The 12,625-nt window shown below is 64.9% G+C and carries 16 protein-coding genes; 10 read left to right on the top strand and 6 right to left on the bottom strand.

Annotation, left to right across the window (positions count from 1 at the left end):
• Positions 1-108 precede the first annotated feature (108 nt).
• The 4 genes from CK221_RS25445 (at position 109) to CK221_RS25430 (ending at position 2,161) form a co-directional block, all read left to right on the top strand.
• The gene (locus tag CK221_RS25445; protein ID WP_066994615.1) at positions 109-402 is read left to right on the top strand and encodes a GYD domain-containing protein; all 294 of its coding nucleotides are present in this window, start codon (positions 109-111) and stop codon (positions 400-402) included.
• 64 nt (positions 403-466) lie between these two features.
• Positions 467-847: a DCC1-like thiol-disulfide oxidoreductase family protein gene (locus CK221_RS25440; RefSeq protein WP_179295202.1), complete on the top strand. Its 381-nt coding sequence runs from the start codon at positions 467-469 to the stop codon at positions 845-847.
• A gap of 146 nt (positions 848-993) precedes the next feature.
• Positions 994-1,665: a PadR family transcriptional regulator gene (locus CK221_RS25435; protein ID WP_095779697.1), complete on the top strand. Its 672-nt coding sequence runs from the start codon at positions 994-996 to the stop codon at positions 1,663-1,665.
• Between the two features lie 202 nt (positions 1,666-1,867).
• A complete protein-coding gene (locus CK221_RS25430) occupies positions 1,868-2,161 on the top strand; it encodes an HlyU family transcriptional regulator (RefSeq protein ID WP_095779696.1) in 294 nt (97 codons plus the stop codon).
• A 30-nt stretch (positions 2,162-2,191) separates the two neighbouring features.
• On the opposite strand, the gene CK221_RS25425 is transcribed toward CK221_RS25430, so the two are convergent.
• The 3 genes from CK221_RS25425 to CK221_RS25415 form a co-directional block, all read right to left on the bottom strand.
• Positions 2,192-3,124 carry a 3-keto-5-aminohexanoate cleavage protein gene (locus tag CK221_RS25425; RefSeq protein WP_095779695.1) on the bottom strand — a complete coding sequence of 311 codons (933 nt, stop codon included), beginning with the start codon at positions 3,122-3,124 and terminating at the stop codon, positions 2,192-2,194.
• A gap of 157 nt (positions 3,125-3,281) precedes the next feature.
• Positions 3,282-3,407, bottom strand: a complete 126-nt coding sequence (locus CK221_RS31130) for a hypothetical protein (protein ID WP_280940543.1) — start codon at positions 3,405-3,407, stop codon at positions 3,282-3,284.
• 66 nt (positions 3,408-3,473) lie between these two features.
• Positions 3,474-4,118, bottom strand: coding sequence for an FMN-dependent NADH-azoreductase (locus tag CK221_RS25415; RefSeq protein WP_066994627.1), 645 nt, complete (start codon positions 4,116-4,118; stop codon positions 3,474-3,476).
• Positions 4,119-4,228: 110 nt separating this feature from the next.
• Here CK221_RS25415 and CK221_RS25410 point away from each other — a divergent pair, with 110 nt between their 5' ends.
• Positions 4,229-5,176 (top strand): LysR family transcriptional regulator, encoded by a 948-nt coding sequence (locus CK221_RS25410; protein WP_095779694.1) that lies wholly within the window; start codon positions 4,229-4,231, stop codon positions 5,174-5,176.
• On the opposite strand, the gene CK221_RS25405 is transcribed toward CK221_RS25410, so the two are convergent.
• Positions 5,118-5,744 (bottom strand): TetR/AcrR family transcriptional regulator, encoded by a 627-nt coding sequence (locus CK221_RS25405; protein ID WP_095779693.1) that lies wholly within the window; start codon positions 5,742-5,744, stop codon positions 5,118-5,120. The genes CK221_RS25410 and CK221_RS25405 overlap by 59 nt on opposite strands.
• 66 nt (positions 5,745-5,810) lie before the next feature.
• On the opposite strand from CK221_RS25405, the gene CK221_RS25400 reads away from it, so the two are divergent.
• Complete coding sequence (locus CK221_RS25400; RefSeq protein WP_095779722.1) at positions 5,811-6,236, top strand: VOC family protein; 426 nt, start codon at positions 5,811-5,813, stop codon at positions 6,234-6,236.
• A 15-nt stretch (positions 6,237-6,251) separates the two neighbouring features.
• On the opposite strand, the gene CK221_RS25395 is transcribed toward CK221_RS25400, so the two are convergent.
• Positions 6,252-7,199, bottom strand: a complete 948-nt coding sequence (locus CK221_RS25395) for a trypsin-like peptidase domain-containing protein (protein WP_095779692.1) — start codon at positions 7,197-7,199, stop codon at positions 6,252-6,254.
• 170 nt (positions 7,200-7,369) lie between these two features.
• On the opposite strand from CK221_RS25395, the gene CK221_RS25390 reads away from it, so the two are divergent.
• The 3 genes from CK221_RS25390 to CK221_RS25380 all read left to right on the top strand — a co-directional run bounded on the left by CK221_RS25390 (position 7,370) and on the right by CK221_RS25380 (position 9,875).
• Entirely contained in the window at positions 7,370-8,248 is an 879-nt protein-coding gene (locus CK221_RS25390) for a S1C family serine protease (protein ID WP_095779721.1), read from the top strand.
• 8 nt (positions 8,249-8,256) lie between these two features.
• Complete coding sequence (locus CK221_RS25385; RefSeq protein ID WP_095779691.1) at positions 8,257-8,904, top strand: LuxR C-terminal-related transcriptional regulator; 648 nt, start codon at positions 8,257-8,259, stop codon at positions 8,902-8,904.
• 104 nt (positions 8,905-9,008) lie between these two features.
• Positions 9,009-9,875 (top strand): NAD(P)-dependent oxidoreductase, encoded by an 867-nt coding sequence (locus CK221_RS25380; RefSeq protein WP_095779690.1) that lies wholly within the window; start codon positions 9,009-9,011, stop codon positions 9,873-9,875.
• A 413-nt stretch (positions 9,876-10,288) separates the two neighbouring features.
• On the opposite strand, the gene CK221_RS30905 is transcribed toward CK221_RS25380, so the two are convergent.
• Positions 10,289-11,692: an OmpA family protein gene (locus tag CK221_RS30905; RefSeq protein WP_245299582.1), complete on the bottom strand. Its 1,404-nt coding sequence runs from the start codon at positions 11,690-11,692 to the stop codon at positions 10,289-10,291.
• On the opposite strand from CK221_RS30905, the gene CK221_RS30900 reads away from it, so the two are divergent.
• On the top strand, positions 11,675-12,385 hold the full coding sequence (locus CK221_RS30900; RefSeq protein WP_245299583.1) for a hypothetical protein: 711 nt from the start codon (positions 11,675-11,677) through the stop codon (positions 12,383-12,385). The genes CK221_RS30905 and CK221_RS30900 overlap by 18 nt on opposite strands.
• The last annotated feature ends 240 nt before the right edge of the window (positions 12,386-12,625 follow it).

Below are 12,625 nucleotides of genomic sequence, written 5' to 3'. Positions count from 1 at the left end.
AATTTCAGGGTCGGATGCATTTTGTGGGCGACAAGCCGGATGCCCGCCCCGGACGCCGGTCGCAACTGCCAGGCGTCGCGCTCCGTGGCTCCCGGTGGGAGGTGTGCCATGACAACCTACATCGTGCTTATCAACTGGACCGAATTGGGCGCCAAGAACGTACGGGAGTCGCCGAAGCGGCTCGATGCCGCCAAGAAGCTGCTCGGTGAAATGGGCGGATCGTTCAAGGCATTCTATCTGACCATGGGCGAATGCGATATGGTCGCCATTGTCGAAGCGCCGGACGATGCCGTGCTTGCCCGCTTCGCGCTGATGTTGTCGTCGGGCGGCAATGTCAGGACGCGGACGATGAAGGCGTTTCCGGAATTCGCCTACCGCGAGATCATCAGTTCGCTGGGGTAGAGCGCCGGAAACAGCCCGGCTCGATGCTGTTGCGGTGCCGCGCTCGGTCGCCGATAGTCGCGCGATGCCTGAACCGTTGCTGACTGTCTGGTACAACACGCGCTGCCCGGTCTGCGATGCCGGCATCAAGCGCCAGAAACGGCGGCTGATTGAAGCGGTCAAGTCCGGCCGCGTCGAATTCCGCGACATCAATTTCGAACCGCAAGCGCTTTCAGCCTTCGGCGCCTCGCTCGAGGATGTCCGCCGTCGGCTGCATGCGACCGATGCCGAGGGCAAGCTGCTGGTCGGTGCCGATGTGGCGATCGCGGTCTGGCGGCTCACGCCTGGCGAGGGATGGCTGGCCACCCTGTTCGGCAATCCGGCCGTGCTGCGGCTGACGCGCTTTGTCTATGATCGCTTGGCCGATCTTCTCTACGCCTGGAACCGCCGCACAGGCCGCTGGTAGCCGGTTTTCGCAGCGCGTGGCGTCGCATTTCGGACGCCTGGCGGTTCGCTTGGCGTCAACGAAGATACATCGTAAGATATATATCTTGACTTAACGGCCGCCGCCTACTTAAGATATATCGTAAGATAGAACTCAAGGAGCGATCCATGCACAAGCATAGTCCCTTCGGGTACAACCATTTCGGTCAGCGCATGTTCATGCACATGGCCGGTCGTTTCGGCGGTCGCGGCGGCGGCTTTGGTCCCTTCGGGCAGGGCATGCGCGGCGGCGGCCGCGGCGGTCCGGGCGACATGTTCCGCGCCGGCCGCATGCTGGCCGACGGCGATCTCAAGCTGATCACGCTGTCGCTTCTGGCCGAGGCGCCGCGGCACGGCTACGACATCATCAAGGCGCTGGAGGAACGCACCAGCGGCATCTACAGCCCGAGCCCGGGCGTGGTCTATCCGACGCTGACCTTTCTCGAAGAGGCCGGCTATGCCGTCTCGTCAAGCGAAGGCAACAAGAAGGTGTTCTCGATCACCGAGGCGGGCAGGGCGCATCTCGAGCAAAATCGCGAGATGATCGATCACGTGCTCGACCATCTCGAGCGGTTCGGCCGCAAGATGGCCAAGGCTCGCGACTGGTTCGGCTGGAACGACGAGGGCGAGGACGGCGGCCGGCGCGGCCGTCACGAAAAGCGGGACCGGTTCCGTGCGCTGCGCCACCGGTTGCGCGCCGCGCTCAGCGATATCGTCGATGCGCCGGAGGACAAGCAGGCCGAGGCGATCAGCATTCTGGAAGACGCCGCCACAGCGCTCGAAGCCCTCTCGCGTCGCTGAGCCGCCCCGGCAATGAAGGAGCTATTGCTGGCTCGATCGATGACCGTCAAAACGGGATGACTTCCAAAAGTCATCCCGTTTATCTTTGTGTGAGCATGATCTGCCTGAAAACCGCTGCACAGTTTTCGGGATCATGCTGTAGTGAAAATCGTCCTGCGGCACGCTATGTGATGCAGGACGATTTGCCGTTGGAGGATGCGCTATGTCTTTTCTGAAACGTCTTTTCGGCGGCGGCGGTGATGAGGCGACGGACACCGGAGCCGCGAAGCCGGCAAAGCAGGTCGAGCACAAGGGATTCCTGATCAGCGCCACGCCCTACAAGGCGGACGGCCAGTACCAGACCTGCGGCGTCGTCTCCAAGGAAGTGGACGGCGTGATGAAGGAGCACCGCTTCATCCGCGCCGACCGTTTCGCCGGGCTGGACGATGCGGTCGACATCTCGATCAAGAAGGGCATCCAGCTCGTCGACGAGCAGGGCGAGCGGATGTTTGGATAGGCGTTGCCGCGGGGTCCGTTTTTGTCGGGATCAGAACGCGACTTTGTCGCCGCCCTTCAGCTGCAAGATCTGCCGCGCCTCGTCGGGCGTGGCGATGGAGGCGCCGAGGCCCTCGATGATCTGGCGGACCTTCGTTACTTGTTCGGCGCTCGAGCGGGCAAGCTTGCCCTTGCCGATCCATAACGAGTCCTCCAGGCCAACCCGCACATTGCCGCCCAGCGCGATCGCCTGCGTGGCGATCGGCAGTTGGTGGCGGCCGGCGCCCAGCACCGACCAGTGATAGTCGTTGCCGAACAGCCGGTCGGCCGTGCGCTTCATATGGGCGACGTCCTCCGGATGCGTGCCGATGCCGCCGAGGATGCCGAACACGCTCTGGACGAAGAACGGCGCCTTCGCCAGCCCGCGCTCGACGAAATGCGCCAGGGTATACAGATGGCCGATGTCGTAGCACTCGATCTCGAAGCGCGTGCCGTTGTCGGCGCAGGTGCGCAATATGTGCTCGATATCGCCGAAAGTGTTGCGGAAGATCCGGTCGCGCGAGGATTCGAGATAGGGCCGTTCCCACTCGTGCTCGAACGTCTTGAAGCGCTCCAGCATCGGAAACAGCGCGAAGTTCATCGAGCCCATGTTGAGCGAGGCGACCTCGGGCGCGAAGACTTTCGCGGGCCTGACGCGTTCCTCCACGCTCATCGTCGCCGCACCACCGGTGGTGATGTTGACGACGCAGTTGGAGCGCTGCTTGATGACCTGCAGGAAAGGGGCGAACGCCTCGGTCGACTGGTCGGGGCGTCCGTCGACCGGATTGCGGGCATGAAGGTGGACGATCGCGGCACCCGCCTCGGCCGCCTCGATAGCGGCGGTCGCGATCTCCTCGGCCGTCACCGGCAAGTGCGGCGACATTGACGGCGTGTGGATCGAGCCTGTGACCGCGCAGGTGATGATGATCTTGTTCTGGCTTGCCACTTTTTGATGCCCTGATCTGATCTCTTCGCTATTCGGCCGCGCCCTGTTCGACCGCGTCCTGTTCGACCGCTTGGGTGATGCCGGCAATGAACCGCTTCGACAGCACGACATAGAACAGGGTAATCGGCAGCGCCGCCAGTGTCAGCCCGGTGAACAGCTAGTCGGCGGTGAATCCGACGAACACCGTCAGGCCCTGGGGCAGTTTCCTCAAATTGTCGAAGGTGATCAGCACCAGCGGGAAGAAACAGTCGTTCCAGATCGGGACGGCTTGACGAACATGCAAGAAAGGCAGGCGCCAATCGGCGCCCGCCTTGTCATTCTCAGGGTATCTTCATTCTCAGGGCAATGATTACGCGGCCACGGCGATCCCGTCCGCGTTAGCAGCCGCGGCAGCGATCGCATCCACCTTGGCGGTCGCCTTGGCAAGCGCGGCGGTAACCGCGTCGGCGCCCATGCCGACGCCTTCGACGCGGATCACTTCGACGTCCGTCATGCCCAGGAAGGCAAGCACGCCGCGCAGGTAGGGGATGGCGTGATCCATCTGCACCGCGGCACCCTCGGAATAGATGCCGCCCGAAGCAAGCACGATATAGACCTTCTTGCCGGCGACCAGGCCCTTCGGGCCATTCTCACCATAAGCAAAAGTCCTGCCCGAGCGTGCGACGTGGTCGATCCACGACTTCAACGTCGAGGAAATGTTGAAGTTGATGAAACCGGTGGCGAGGATAATCGTGTCAGCCGCGAACAGCTCGTCGAGCACCGCATCGGATACGCCGACCACCTCGGCCTGACGCGGGCTGCGTGCCTCGGCCGGGGTGTAGATGCCGGTGGCATAGTCAGGATCGATATGCGGCAGCGGATCGGCGACCAAGTCGCGCACGACAAGTGTGTTGGACGGATCGGCGGCGACCAGCTTCTGAGCAAGATCGGTGGCGACGCGGGTCGAGTGCGAGGCGGCGCCGCGCGGGCTGGAGGTAACAAGCAGTATGGACATGGCGGTGTCCCCTTTGGGTTGGATTGACTTTCCCGTCCAATATGGGGTTGCCGCTCTATCCGGAAAACTGGTATTATTTGCATAGTATCCATCGAGAATGTGGATTGATCATGCAGCCAAATCCGACGCTCGACCAATTGCAGATCCTGGTGGCGGTGGCCGACACCGGCAGCTTCTCGGCCGCGGGGCGCAAACTAAACAGGGCGCAGTCGGTGGTGAGCTACGGCATCGCCAACCTGGAAGCGCAACTGGGCCTGAAACTGTTCGAGCGCGAAGGCCTGCGCGAGCCGCAGCTGACCGATGTCGGAAAGGCCATGCTGGAGGACGCGCGGCGCATGATCGGTGTGCTGCAGCGCATCCGCTCGCGCGCCGACGGCTATAGGCAAGGGCTGGAGGCGGAAGTGAGCCTGTCGGTCGACGTGGCGCTGCCTTCGCCGGCGCTCGTGCGGGTGCTCAAGGCTTTCGAGGCCCAGTTCCAGGCGGTGATGCTGCGCCTCTATATCGGTTCGCTCGGCCTGATCGTCGATCAGGTCGTCAACGGCCAGTCGGACCTCGGCTTTGGCGGCCTGCAAGGCGATGCGGACGTCAATCTGCTGCGCATCGGCTTCATCTCGCTGGTGCCGGCTGCCGCACCCGACCATCCGCTGGCGAAACTGCCGACGCCAATTGCGATCGAAGATCTGCGCGACCACATCCAGCTTGTCGTCTCCGACCAGTCGGAGCGGACGCGGGGCCGCGACTATGGCGTGTTTGCCTATCGCACCTGGCGGCTGACCGATGTGCGCACCAAGCACGCCCTGATGCGTGAGGGTCTCGGCTGGGGCGGGCTGCCGCGCTGGCTGATTGCCGACGACATCGCCAGCGGGCGGCTGGTCGAGCTCGATCTCGAGCCTTATCGCGAGGTGCGTGCGCCGATGTACGCGATGCACCGCAACGACCGCAGCCCCAAGCCGGCGGCTTCGTGGCTCATCGACGAGTTCAAGCGGCAGCTCGGCTGCTTCAACGAGCTGGAACCGGGCGTTTGGACGGAGGAGGAGCCGGAGACAAGCCGTCCATGAGCGCGATCATCACGGCGCGATAATCCTCGACCGATGCGCCGGCCTCGATGGCCAAAGCCGCACGATCGAAGGCGGCGGCCAGCAGGGCGGTCAGCGCCTCGGCCGGCAGCTTGACCATCGAGCGCGCGCGCATGGCTGCAGCCAGGCCTTCGCGCAGCGAGCGGTTGCCGTGGCGGTTGTCGATCTCGTCCATCGCCGCGCGGCCAAGCACGGCCGGTCCATCGAGCAGCAAAAGCCGAGTGCGGCCGGGCGCGCGCATCGCCGCGAGATAGGCGTCGGAGCCGGCGATCAAGGCATCGCGGGCCGAGAGCGAGGCGGGGGAGGCGCGGTCGATCTCCGCTGCGACGGTCGCTGCCTCCTGATCGACGACCGCGGCGAACAACGCCTGCTTGTCGGCAAAATGATGATAGAGCGCCCCACGCGTCACGCCGGCGGCGGCCACGATCTCCGGCGTGCCCGTCTCCGCATAGGATTTTTCCGTGAACAGTTTGCGCGCCGCGCGGATCAGATCGGCGCGCGTCGCCTCGGTGCGGTCGCGGTTGGAGCGGTGTCCAGACTCTTGTTGCATACATACAGCCTGTATGTTATTTGCATTTACATACAGACTGTATGTCGGATGGCAGGAGAAAGAAAGATGAAGACGACCAGCTATTATCCGGTGCTGATGACCAGCGACGTCGCCGCCACGGCCGCCTTTTATGTCGAGCATTTCCGCTTCAAGGCGCTGTTCGACAGCGACTGGTACGTCCATCTGCAGTCGGCCGAGGATCGCCGCGTCAATCTCGGCATCGTCGACGGGGACCATGAGACGATCCCTGAGGAGGGCCGGGGACGCACGTCCGGCCTGCTGATTAATTTCGAGGTCCGCGATCCCGACGCCGTCTATGAGCGCATCGTCGCCGCAGGCCTGCCGATCCTGCGTACCTTGCGCGACGAGCCCTTCGGCCAGCGCCATTTCATCACCAAGGATCCCAACGGCGTACTGATCGACGTGATCAAGCCTATTGCGCCGAGCGAAGAATTCCTGGCGCAATACGCCAATGGCGCGGCCGGGAGCTAGGCCAGTCAGCGGGTCTCAGTTCGTCCGCGCCACCGGCGTCACGGCGACCTGGCTGACGCCGGTGCGGCGCACGACGGTGCAGAGCGTCTCGCGACCGATACGTTCGGCGTCGAGCATGCGCACGAGATCATCGACGCCGGTGACCGGTCGGCCGTCGATAGCGGCGATGATGTCGCCTTCCTTCAGGCCAGCCCTCGCGGCGGGGCCGTTCTTCTCGACACTGCGCAGGCGCACGGCCGTGTTGGTCGTGACCTGCGAGAGAAGTGCGGCACGGCGCGGCAGGTTGGTCGTATCGGCAGAGACGCCGATGAAGGCGCGGCGCACGCGGCCGAAGCGGATGATCTCGGAAATGACGAAATTGGCGGTGTTGGAGGCGACCGCGAAGGCAATGCCTTGCGCGCCGTGGATCATGGCGGTGTTGACGCCGATGACTTCGCCGGCCGACGACACCAGCGGTCCGCCGGAATTGCCGGGGTTGAGCGCGGCATCGGTCTGAATGACGTCGTCGATCAGCCTGCCGGTCGAGGCGCGCATCGAGCGGCCGAGCGCCGAGACGACGCCGGCGGTGACGGTCCATTCGAAGCCGAGCGGATTGCCGATGGCGATCGCGATCTGGCCGCGCCTGAGGCGCTTGGAATCGCCGAGCGGGGCGATGTCGGCAAAGCTGCCGTCGGCGCGCACCAGCGCAATGTCGGTGTCGGGGTCGCGGCCAAGCACGCGCCCCTCGCGCGAAGCGCCATCCGGCATCGTGACGCGAACGTCGCGGGCGTCGCCGACGACGTGGAAATTGGTGACGACCAGCCCGTCCTGAGCGATCACGAAGCCCGAGCCATGGCCGCCGGCACCAATGCGCTCGATGCGGCACACGGCCGGTCCGATTCGATCGACGGCGTCAGCGACCGTCGCCGAGTAGGCGTCGAGCAAGGCGTCATCGGATTGGAGTTTTTCGACGGCGAAGGCCATGGGTGGGCTCCCGTGTGATCTGGCGCAAACGATGCCTATATGTGCGGAGCGGCAGCAATTGCCGCGACCTGACCACATGGCCAGTCAGGCACTCGACTAGCCGTCAGGCGAGTATCCGCGGCAGCGCCATGGAGCGATATCTGGGTCACAGAACCCAGGAGATCATCGATATGAGCAACTTCAACCTCAGTGCCTTTTCCGATGCCGTTGCCGATGTCGCGGCGGCCGCCGCGCCGGCGCTGGCAAGCTTCGCTACGCATCACCACGGCACCGCCAGCGCCTTCCACTGGCGCGACGGCTTCTTTGTTACCGCGGAGGAAGTGGTCGAAGCCGGAGAGGAGATCGAGCTGACGCTGGCCTCGGGCGAAACTGTGAAGGCCGAGCTTGCCGGCCGCGATCCTTCGACGGGCGTTGCCCTGCTGAAGCCGGCTTCCGCCGCCGCCGGTCTGCCGCAACTGGCTGAGGCCGCTGCCGTGCGCCCCGGCAATGTGGCGATCGCCGTCGGCAGTAGCGAAGGGGCAGCACTTGCGGTCTTTGGCACGGTCGGCGAGGTCGGGTCCGCCTGGCGCTCGATGCGCGGCGGCGCGATCGAACGGCGCATCAATCTGGCCATCAACGCCGGCGGCCGCTTCGAGGGCGGTCCGGTGCTCGATGCCAAGGGCGGCCTGATCGGCATGCTCTTGTTCGGGCCGCGCCGGCGGGCGCTGGTCATGCCTTACGAGACGATCGAGCGGGCGGTCGCGACGCTGCGCCAGAAGGGACATGTCGCGCGCGGCTATCTCGGCGCCGGGCTGCACCCGATCCGCTACGGCGACACCACCCACGGCGCCATGGTGATGAGCCTCGACGACAGCGGCCCGGCGAAAGCCGCCGGCCTGCATGTCGGCGACATCATCGTCGCCTGGAATGGCGAGGCCGTGCATGGGCCGCGCGAGCTGATCCGCAAGCTCGGGCCGGACAGCGCCGGCACCACCGTGACGCTCGGTATCTTGAGTGGCGGCGCTGAGCGCGATGTTTCGATCACCATCGGCGAAAAGCCGCTGAGCTGAGAGGGCCGATGGCAAGCAGCGCGATACAAACGATTGCTCGACCGGAGCCGGCAAGCAACCGGCTGACGGTGCTGATCGCGCTCGGCGACGCGGCGCGAGCCGAGCAACTGGTCGATGCGCTTGCGGCGAGCGAGGACCTGCTGCCGATCCTCGCCGGGAGCGGCATGGGTCAAACGGCGGATGTCGCCTTGGTCGATGAGGCTGCTTCGGAAAGCCGGGCCGTGAGCCCGGCAACGCCATGTGTGCTGCTCTCGCGCCGCGCCAGCCATGAAAGGCCGGGCGGCAATGTGTTTGCGACGCTGCCGGCGTCCGCCGACGGCCTGCTGATTGCCGCCGCCTTGCGCTTGGCGGCGTCCGGCTATCGCATCAGCCGCGCAGGACCGTCAGATCTTGGTGCACATGGCGAGTTCCACGCGGGGGTGTCCGAGGACGAGACGCCCGACGACAACCAGCCCCGCGCGGCGTTGTCGCCGCGCGAAGCTGAAGTGCTGGCGCTGCTGGCGGAAGGCGCGCCCAACAAGGTAATCGCCCGGCGGCTCAACATCTCCGTCCACACGGCGAAATTCCACGTCGCCGCGATCCTGATCAAGCTCGGCGCCGCCAACCGCACCGATGCGATCGCCATCGCGATGCGGCAAGGGCTGGTGCTGGTCTAGACCCTTTCAGCACGACGCTGCGTAACCTCGGTCCGGTGCCTTTGGCCTTGCGCCACGGCTGCCCGCCGCGCAAGTTGCCTCCCTGTTGCAGAGGGAGCCGAGACATGTCGCTCAAGGGAAAGACGCTGTTCATCTCGGGCGGATCGCGCGGGATTGGGTTGGCGATCGCGTTGCGTGCGGCGCGCGACGGCGCCAATGTGACGATTGCAGCCAAAACCGCCGAGCCGCATCCGAAGCTGCCGGGCACGATCTACAGCGCGGCCGAAGAAATCGAGCAGGCCGGCGGCAAGGCGCTGCCGGTGCTTTGCGACATCCGCGACGAGGCTCAGGTCGGCGAGGCGGTGGCAAAGACCGTCGAGCGGTTCGGCGGCATCGACATCTGCGTCAACAATGCCAGCGCCATCCAGCTTACCGGCACGCTGGAGACCGACATGAGGCGCTACGATCTGATGCAACAGATCAACACGCGCGGCACGTTCCTGGTGTCCAAAATGTGCATTCCACACCTGAAGTTGGCAAACAATCCTCACATCCTGAATCTGGCGCCGCCGCTCGACATGAAGGCCAAGTGGTTCAAGAACCACGTCGCCTACACGATGGCCAAGTTCGGCATGTCGATGTGCACGCTCGGCATGAGCGCCGAGTTCGCCAAAGACGGCATCGCCGTCAATTCGCTATGGCCGATCTCGACCATCGACACGGCCGCCGTGCGCAATCTCCTGGGTGGCGCCACGGTGGCTGCGATGAGCCGCTCGCCCGACATCATGGCCGATGCCGCGCGCGCGATCTTCCTGCGGCCGGCGCGCGAGGCGACCGGCAATTTCTACATCGACGAAGAGGTGCTGCGGGCCGAGGGCGTCACGGACTTTTCGGTCTATGCGCCAGGCGCGGCGGATCAGCTTGCCGGCGATTTCTTCGTGCCGGACGAAGTGTTCGCCAACTCGCCGACGAAGGTCAGAAGGATCTACTGACAGCCCGCGGCCGCCTCATTCCGCGGCGCCCTTCCTGCCTTTCGACGGATTCGACGCGAGTTCGAGACGCTTCCTGAGATGTTCCGGGGCGGTTTCGCCCTGATCTACGCAATTCCGAAAACCGCTGCGCATTCTCCTGGAATTGCTCTGTGGGGTTCCGCCGTATTTCGGGCAGGTGGACTTAATAAAGCCCCGCCGGAGAGGGGCGCCGGCGGGGCTCATGTGTCCCGCTGGAGTCGGGACAGGGCAGGGAACGCCCTGACTGGAATCTGGGTGCCGCAATGCGGCGATTCAATGAGCACGCCGGGATGAGCGGGACAATTCTTCTTGAATTTCAAGAGAAAGGCCCGTCCGGATCCGGACGGGCCCAATCTTGTCGCGCTGATTCCGAAAATCGGCTCAGGACCTTGAAGTCATTGCTCGTTGCTCGCCACAGGCGCCACCAGCGAGGTGATGCGGCGGATGGCGACACGACGGTTCTCGCGGTTCGGGCTAGACGTATTCACCTTGAGATATTCCTCGCCATAGCCCTGTGTCGTGAGGTTCTCGGCCGGGACGCCGAAAGCGTTGGTCAACGCTTCGGCGACCGCCTCGGCGCGCCGATCCGACAGTGCGAGGTTCGCGTCAGGCGTACCGACGGCGTCGGTGTGGCCCTCGATCAGGAAGGTCTCGGCCGGGTTCTTCTTGAGAAGTTTGTCCATGGCGGTGGCCACGCCTTCGAGCTTCTGCACTTCGGTGTCGGAAAGAGTCGCCGAGCCGAAATCGAAGTTGAGCGTGTCGAGGTCGATACGCCGGGCGATGTCGCGCACGCGGGCCGAGCGCTTGACCTCGTCGATCGAGTAGAGACGCTGCACCCTCTCCACCGGCGGCTGCTCGAGGAAGGTGTAATACTCGTCCGGATCCTCGACTTCTTCCGAATCCAGGATGTAGTCCCGACGCGATATGTCGAGACGCATCGGCGGCAGGTCGTCGCCTGGATCGCGCCAGTCGTCGACATCCTGGTAATAGCGCTCGTCGACATAGCTCAGCACATATTCGCGCCCGTCAGGCGTGATGCGCGAACGCTGGACAATGTCGCCATTGCGGTTGCGGATGGTGACGATCTTGACGCCATTCTCGCGCTCGACGGTCTCGCGGGTGCGGCCGCGCGGCAGATCCTCGTAATAGACGTCCCTGGCGCCACGGGTGATGCGAGGAGCCTCGTTGCTTTCCACGAAAGTCTGGTTGTTGAACTGGAGGATCACGCGGTCGCCGAACTGCTTCACCACATCCGCGCCCTGGGGCCGGCGGCGCTCGCGGACCACCTGCTCGGGCGTAAGCTCGATCCGCTTGCCCTTTTCCTCGGTGACCGGAACAAGCTTCTCAGGCTTGATCGCCTGCTGGGCCGCCTTGTCGTCGGTGGGCGGCGGCCCCTGATCGACCGCGGCAGGCCGCTGCTCGGCCTGATTGCCGCCCTGCTGTCCAGCCTGGTTGCCGCCTTGCTCGACACCGGCCTGGCCATTCTCGTTCTGGCCGGCCGGCTGGCGGCCCTTGCGCTTGCGAACGACATCCTTCTGGCTGTCGAGAATGGGAGCCTCGTTCGCGTTGGCAGGGGCTTCGCCCTGTGCGGCGCCAGCGTTCGCGCCGCCTTCAGCCGGCTGCTCACCGGTAGCGGGCTGGGTGGTTGCCTGGCCTTCGCTGGAGGGCTGCTTGGTCGAAGGTTGCTCTCCCGTCACCGCCTGACCGGTGCCGGGCTGCTCGCCGACCGTCTTTCTACGCTTGGTCTTGTCCAGAGGCTGTTCGCCTTCTGCCGGTGCTGCTTGCTGCTTGTTCTGCATCGGCTCGGCCTGCTGCGCTTCGCCGGCAGGGGCTTCGGTCTTCGGCGCCTGCTCGGCCGGGGCGGTCTCGGTTTGCTGCTGATCCCGCTTCTTCCTGCGCAGCTTGTCCTGCGGCGTGTTGTCGTTGGCCGGCGCCGCCTGTTCGGCAGGCTGCTCGGCCGGTGCGGTCTCGGTTTGCTGCTGCTGGCGCTTCTTCCTGAGCGGCTGCTGTTCGTCGCTCGCCGGCGCCGCCTGTTCGGCGGGCTGCTCTGCCGGCGCCGTTTCGGTTTGCTGCTGCTGGCGCTTCTTCCTGCGCGGCTGCTGTTCGTCGCTCGCCGGCGCGGCCTGTTCGGCCGGCTGCTCGGCCGGAGCGGTTTCGGTCTGCTGCTGGCGCTTCTTCTTGCGCGGTTGCTGCTCGTCGGTCGCAGCCGGTCCGCCCTGATCGGCAGGGGCTGCCTCAATCTGCTGCTGTTGATCGCGTTTCTTGCGCGGTTTGAGCTGTTGCTCCGCCGGGGCCGCCTCTTCCGCCTGGCCGGACTGCTGCTGGTCCTGCCGCTTCCGGCGCGGCTTCTGCTCGGGCTCGGCGGACTGTTCGGCCGGCGCCGATTCCGTCTGCTGCTCGCGCTTCTTTTTCCTCGGCTGCTCGGCTTGCCCCTGCTGGCCTTGCGCACATTCCTCAGCCGATTGGCCTTCGGCGCAGTTCGACTGCGCTAGGATAAACGGCGTCCCCCGCGAAGGGCCGAGATCGGCCTGCAGCGGATACGCGCCCAACGGCGCGGATGCCATTAGCAGGCCGATTGCCGTACCTGCCAGAATCCGTGGTTGGCGTTTCATATCGATTTTCTCCTACTGGGGTCCCATCCCTGCCCAAACTTTCAACAGCATCAATTGGTTCCGCCGGGCATTGTTGTCAGCCAAGGATGCCCGGCCGGCCTTTTGAAGGCAATTTCGTGT

Origin of the sequence: Mesorhizobium sp. WSM3868 (assembly GCF_002294785.1) — a bacterium.
Classification (GTDB): Bacteria; Pseudomonadota; Alphaproteobacteria; order Rhizobiales; family Rhizobiaceae; genus Mesorhizobium.
This window is presented reverse-complemented; position numbering and strand designations above follow the sequence as displayed.

What these genes read in the sequence shown, in the direction of transcription:
- CK221_RS25395 (WP_095779692.1), bottom strand. Translation starts at nt 7,199, where the DNA reads ATGGCCTTCGCCGTCGAAAAACTCCAATCCGATGACGCCTTGCTCGAC.
- CK221_RS25400 (WP_095779722.1), top strand. Translation starts at nt 5,811, where the DNA reads ATGAAGACGACCAGCTATTATCCGGTGCTGATGACCAGCGACGTCGCC.
- CK221_RS25385 (WP_095779691.1), top strand. Translation starts at nt 8,257, where the DNA reads ATGGCAAGCAGCGCGATACAAACGATTGCTCGACCGGAGCCGGCAAGC.
- CK221_RS30905 (WP_245299582.1), bottom strand. Translation starts at nt 11,692, where the DNA reads ATGCAGAACAAGCAGCAAGCAGCACCGGCAGAAGGCGAACAGCCTCTG.
- CK221_RS25445 (WP_066994615.1), top strand. Translation starts at nt 109, where the DNA reads ATGACAACCTACATCGTGCTTATCAACTGGACCGAATTGGGCGCCAAG.
- CK221_RS25405 (WP_095779693.1), bottom strand. Translation starts at nt 5,744, where the DNA reads ATGCAACAAGAGTCTGGACACCGCTCCAACCGCGACCGCACCGAGGCG.
- CK221_RS25415 (WP_066994627.1), bottom strand. Translation starts at nt 4,118, where the DNA reads ATGTCCATACTGCTTGTTACCTCCAGCCCGCGCGGCGCCGCCTCGCAC.
- CK221_RS25390 (WP_095779721.1), top strand. Translation starts at nt 7,370, where the DNA reads ATGAGCAACTTCAACCTCAGTGCCTTTTCCGATGCCGTTGCCGATGTC.
- CK221_RS25440 (WP_179295202.1), top strand. Translation starts at nt 467, where the DNA reads ATGCCTGAACCGTTGCTGACTGTCTGGTACAACACGCGCTGCCCGGTC.
- CK221_RS25380 (WP_095779690.1), top strand. Translation starts at nt 9,009, where the DNA reads ATGTCGCTCAAGGGAAAGACGCTGTTCATCTCGGGCGGATCGCGCGGG.
- CK221_RS25435 (WP_095779697.1), top strand. Translation starts at nt 994, where the DNA reads ATGCACAAGCATAGTCCCTTCGGGTACAACCATTTCGGTCAGCGCATG.
- CK221_RS25430 (WP_095779696.1), top strand. Translation starts at nt 1,868, where the DNA reads ATGTCTTTTCTGAAACGTCTTTTCGGCGGCGGCGGTGATGAGGCGACG.
- CK221_RS25410 (WP_095779694.1), top strand. Translation starts at nt 4,229, where the DNA reads ATGCAGCCAAATCCGACGCTCGACCAATTGCAGATCCTGGTGGCGGTG.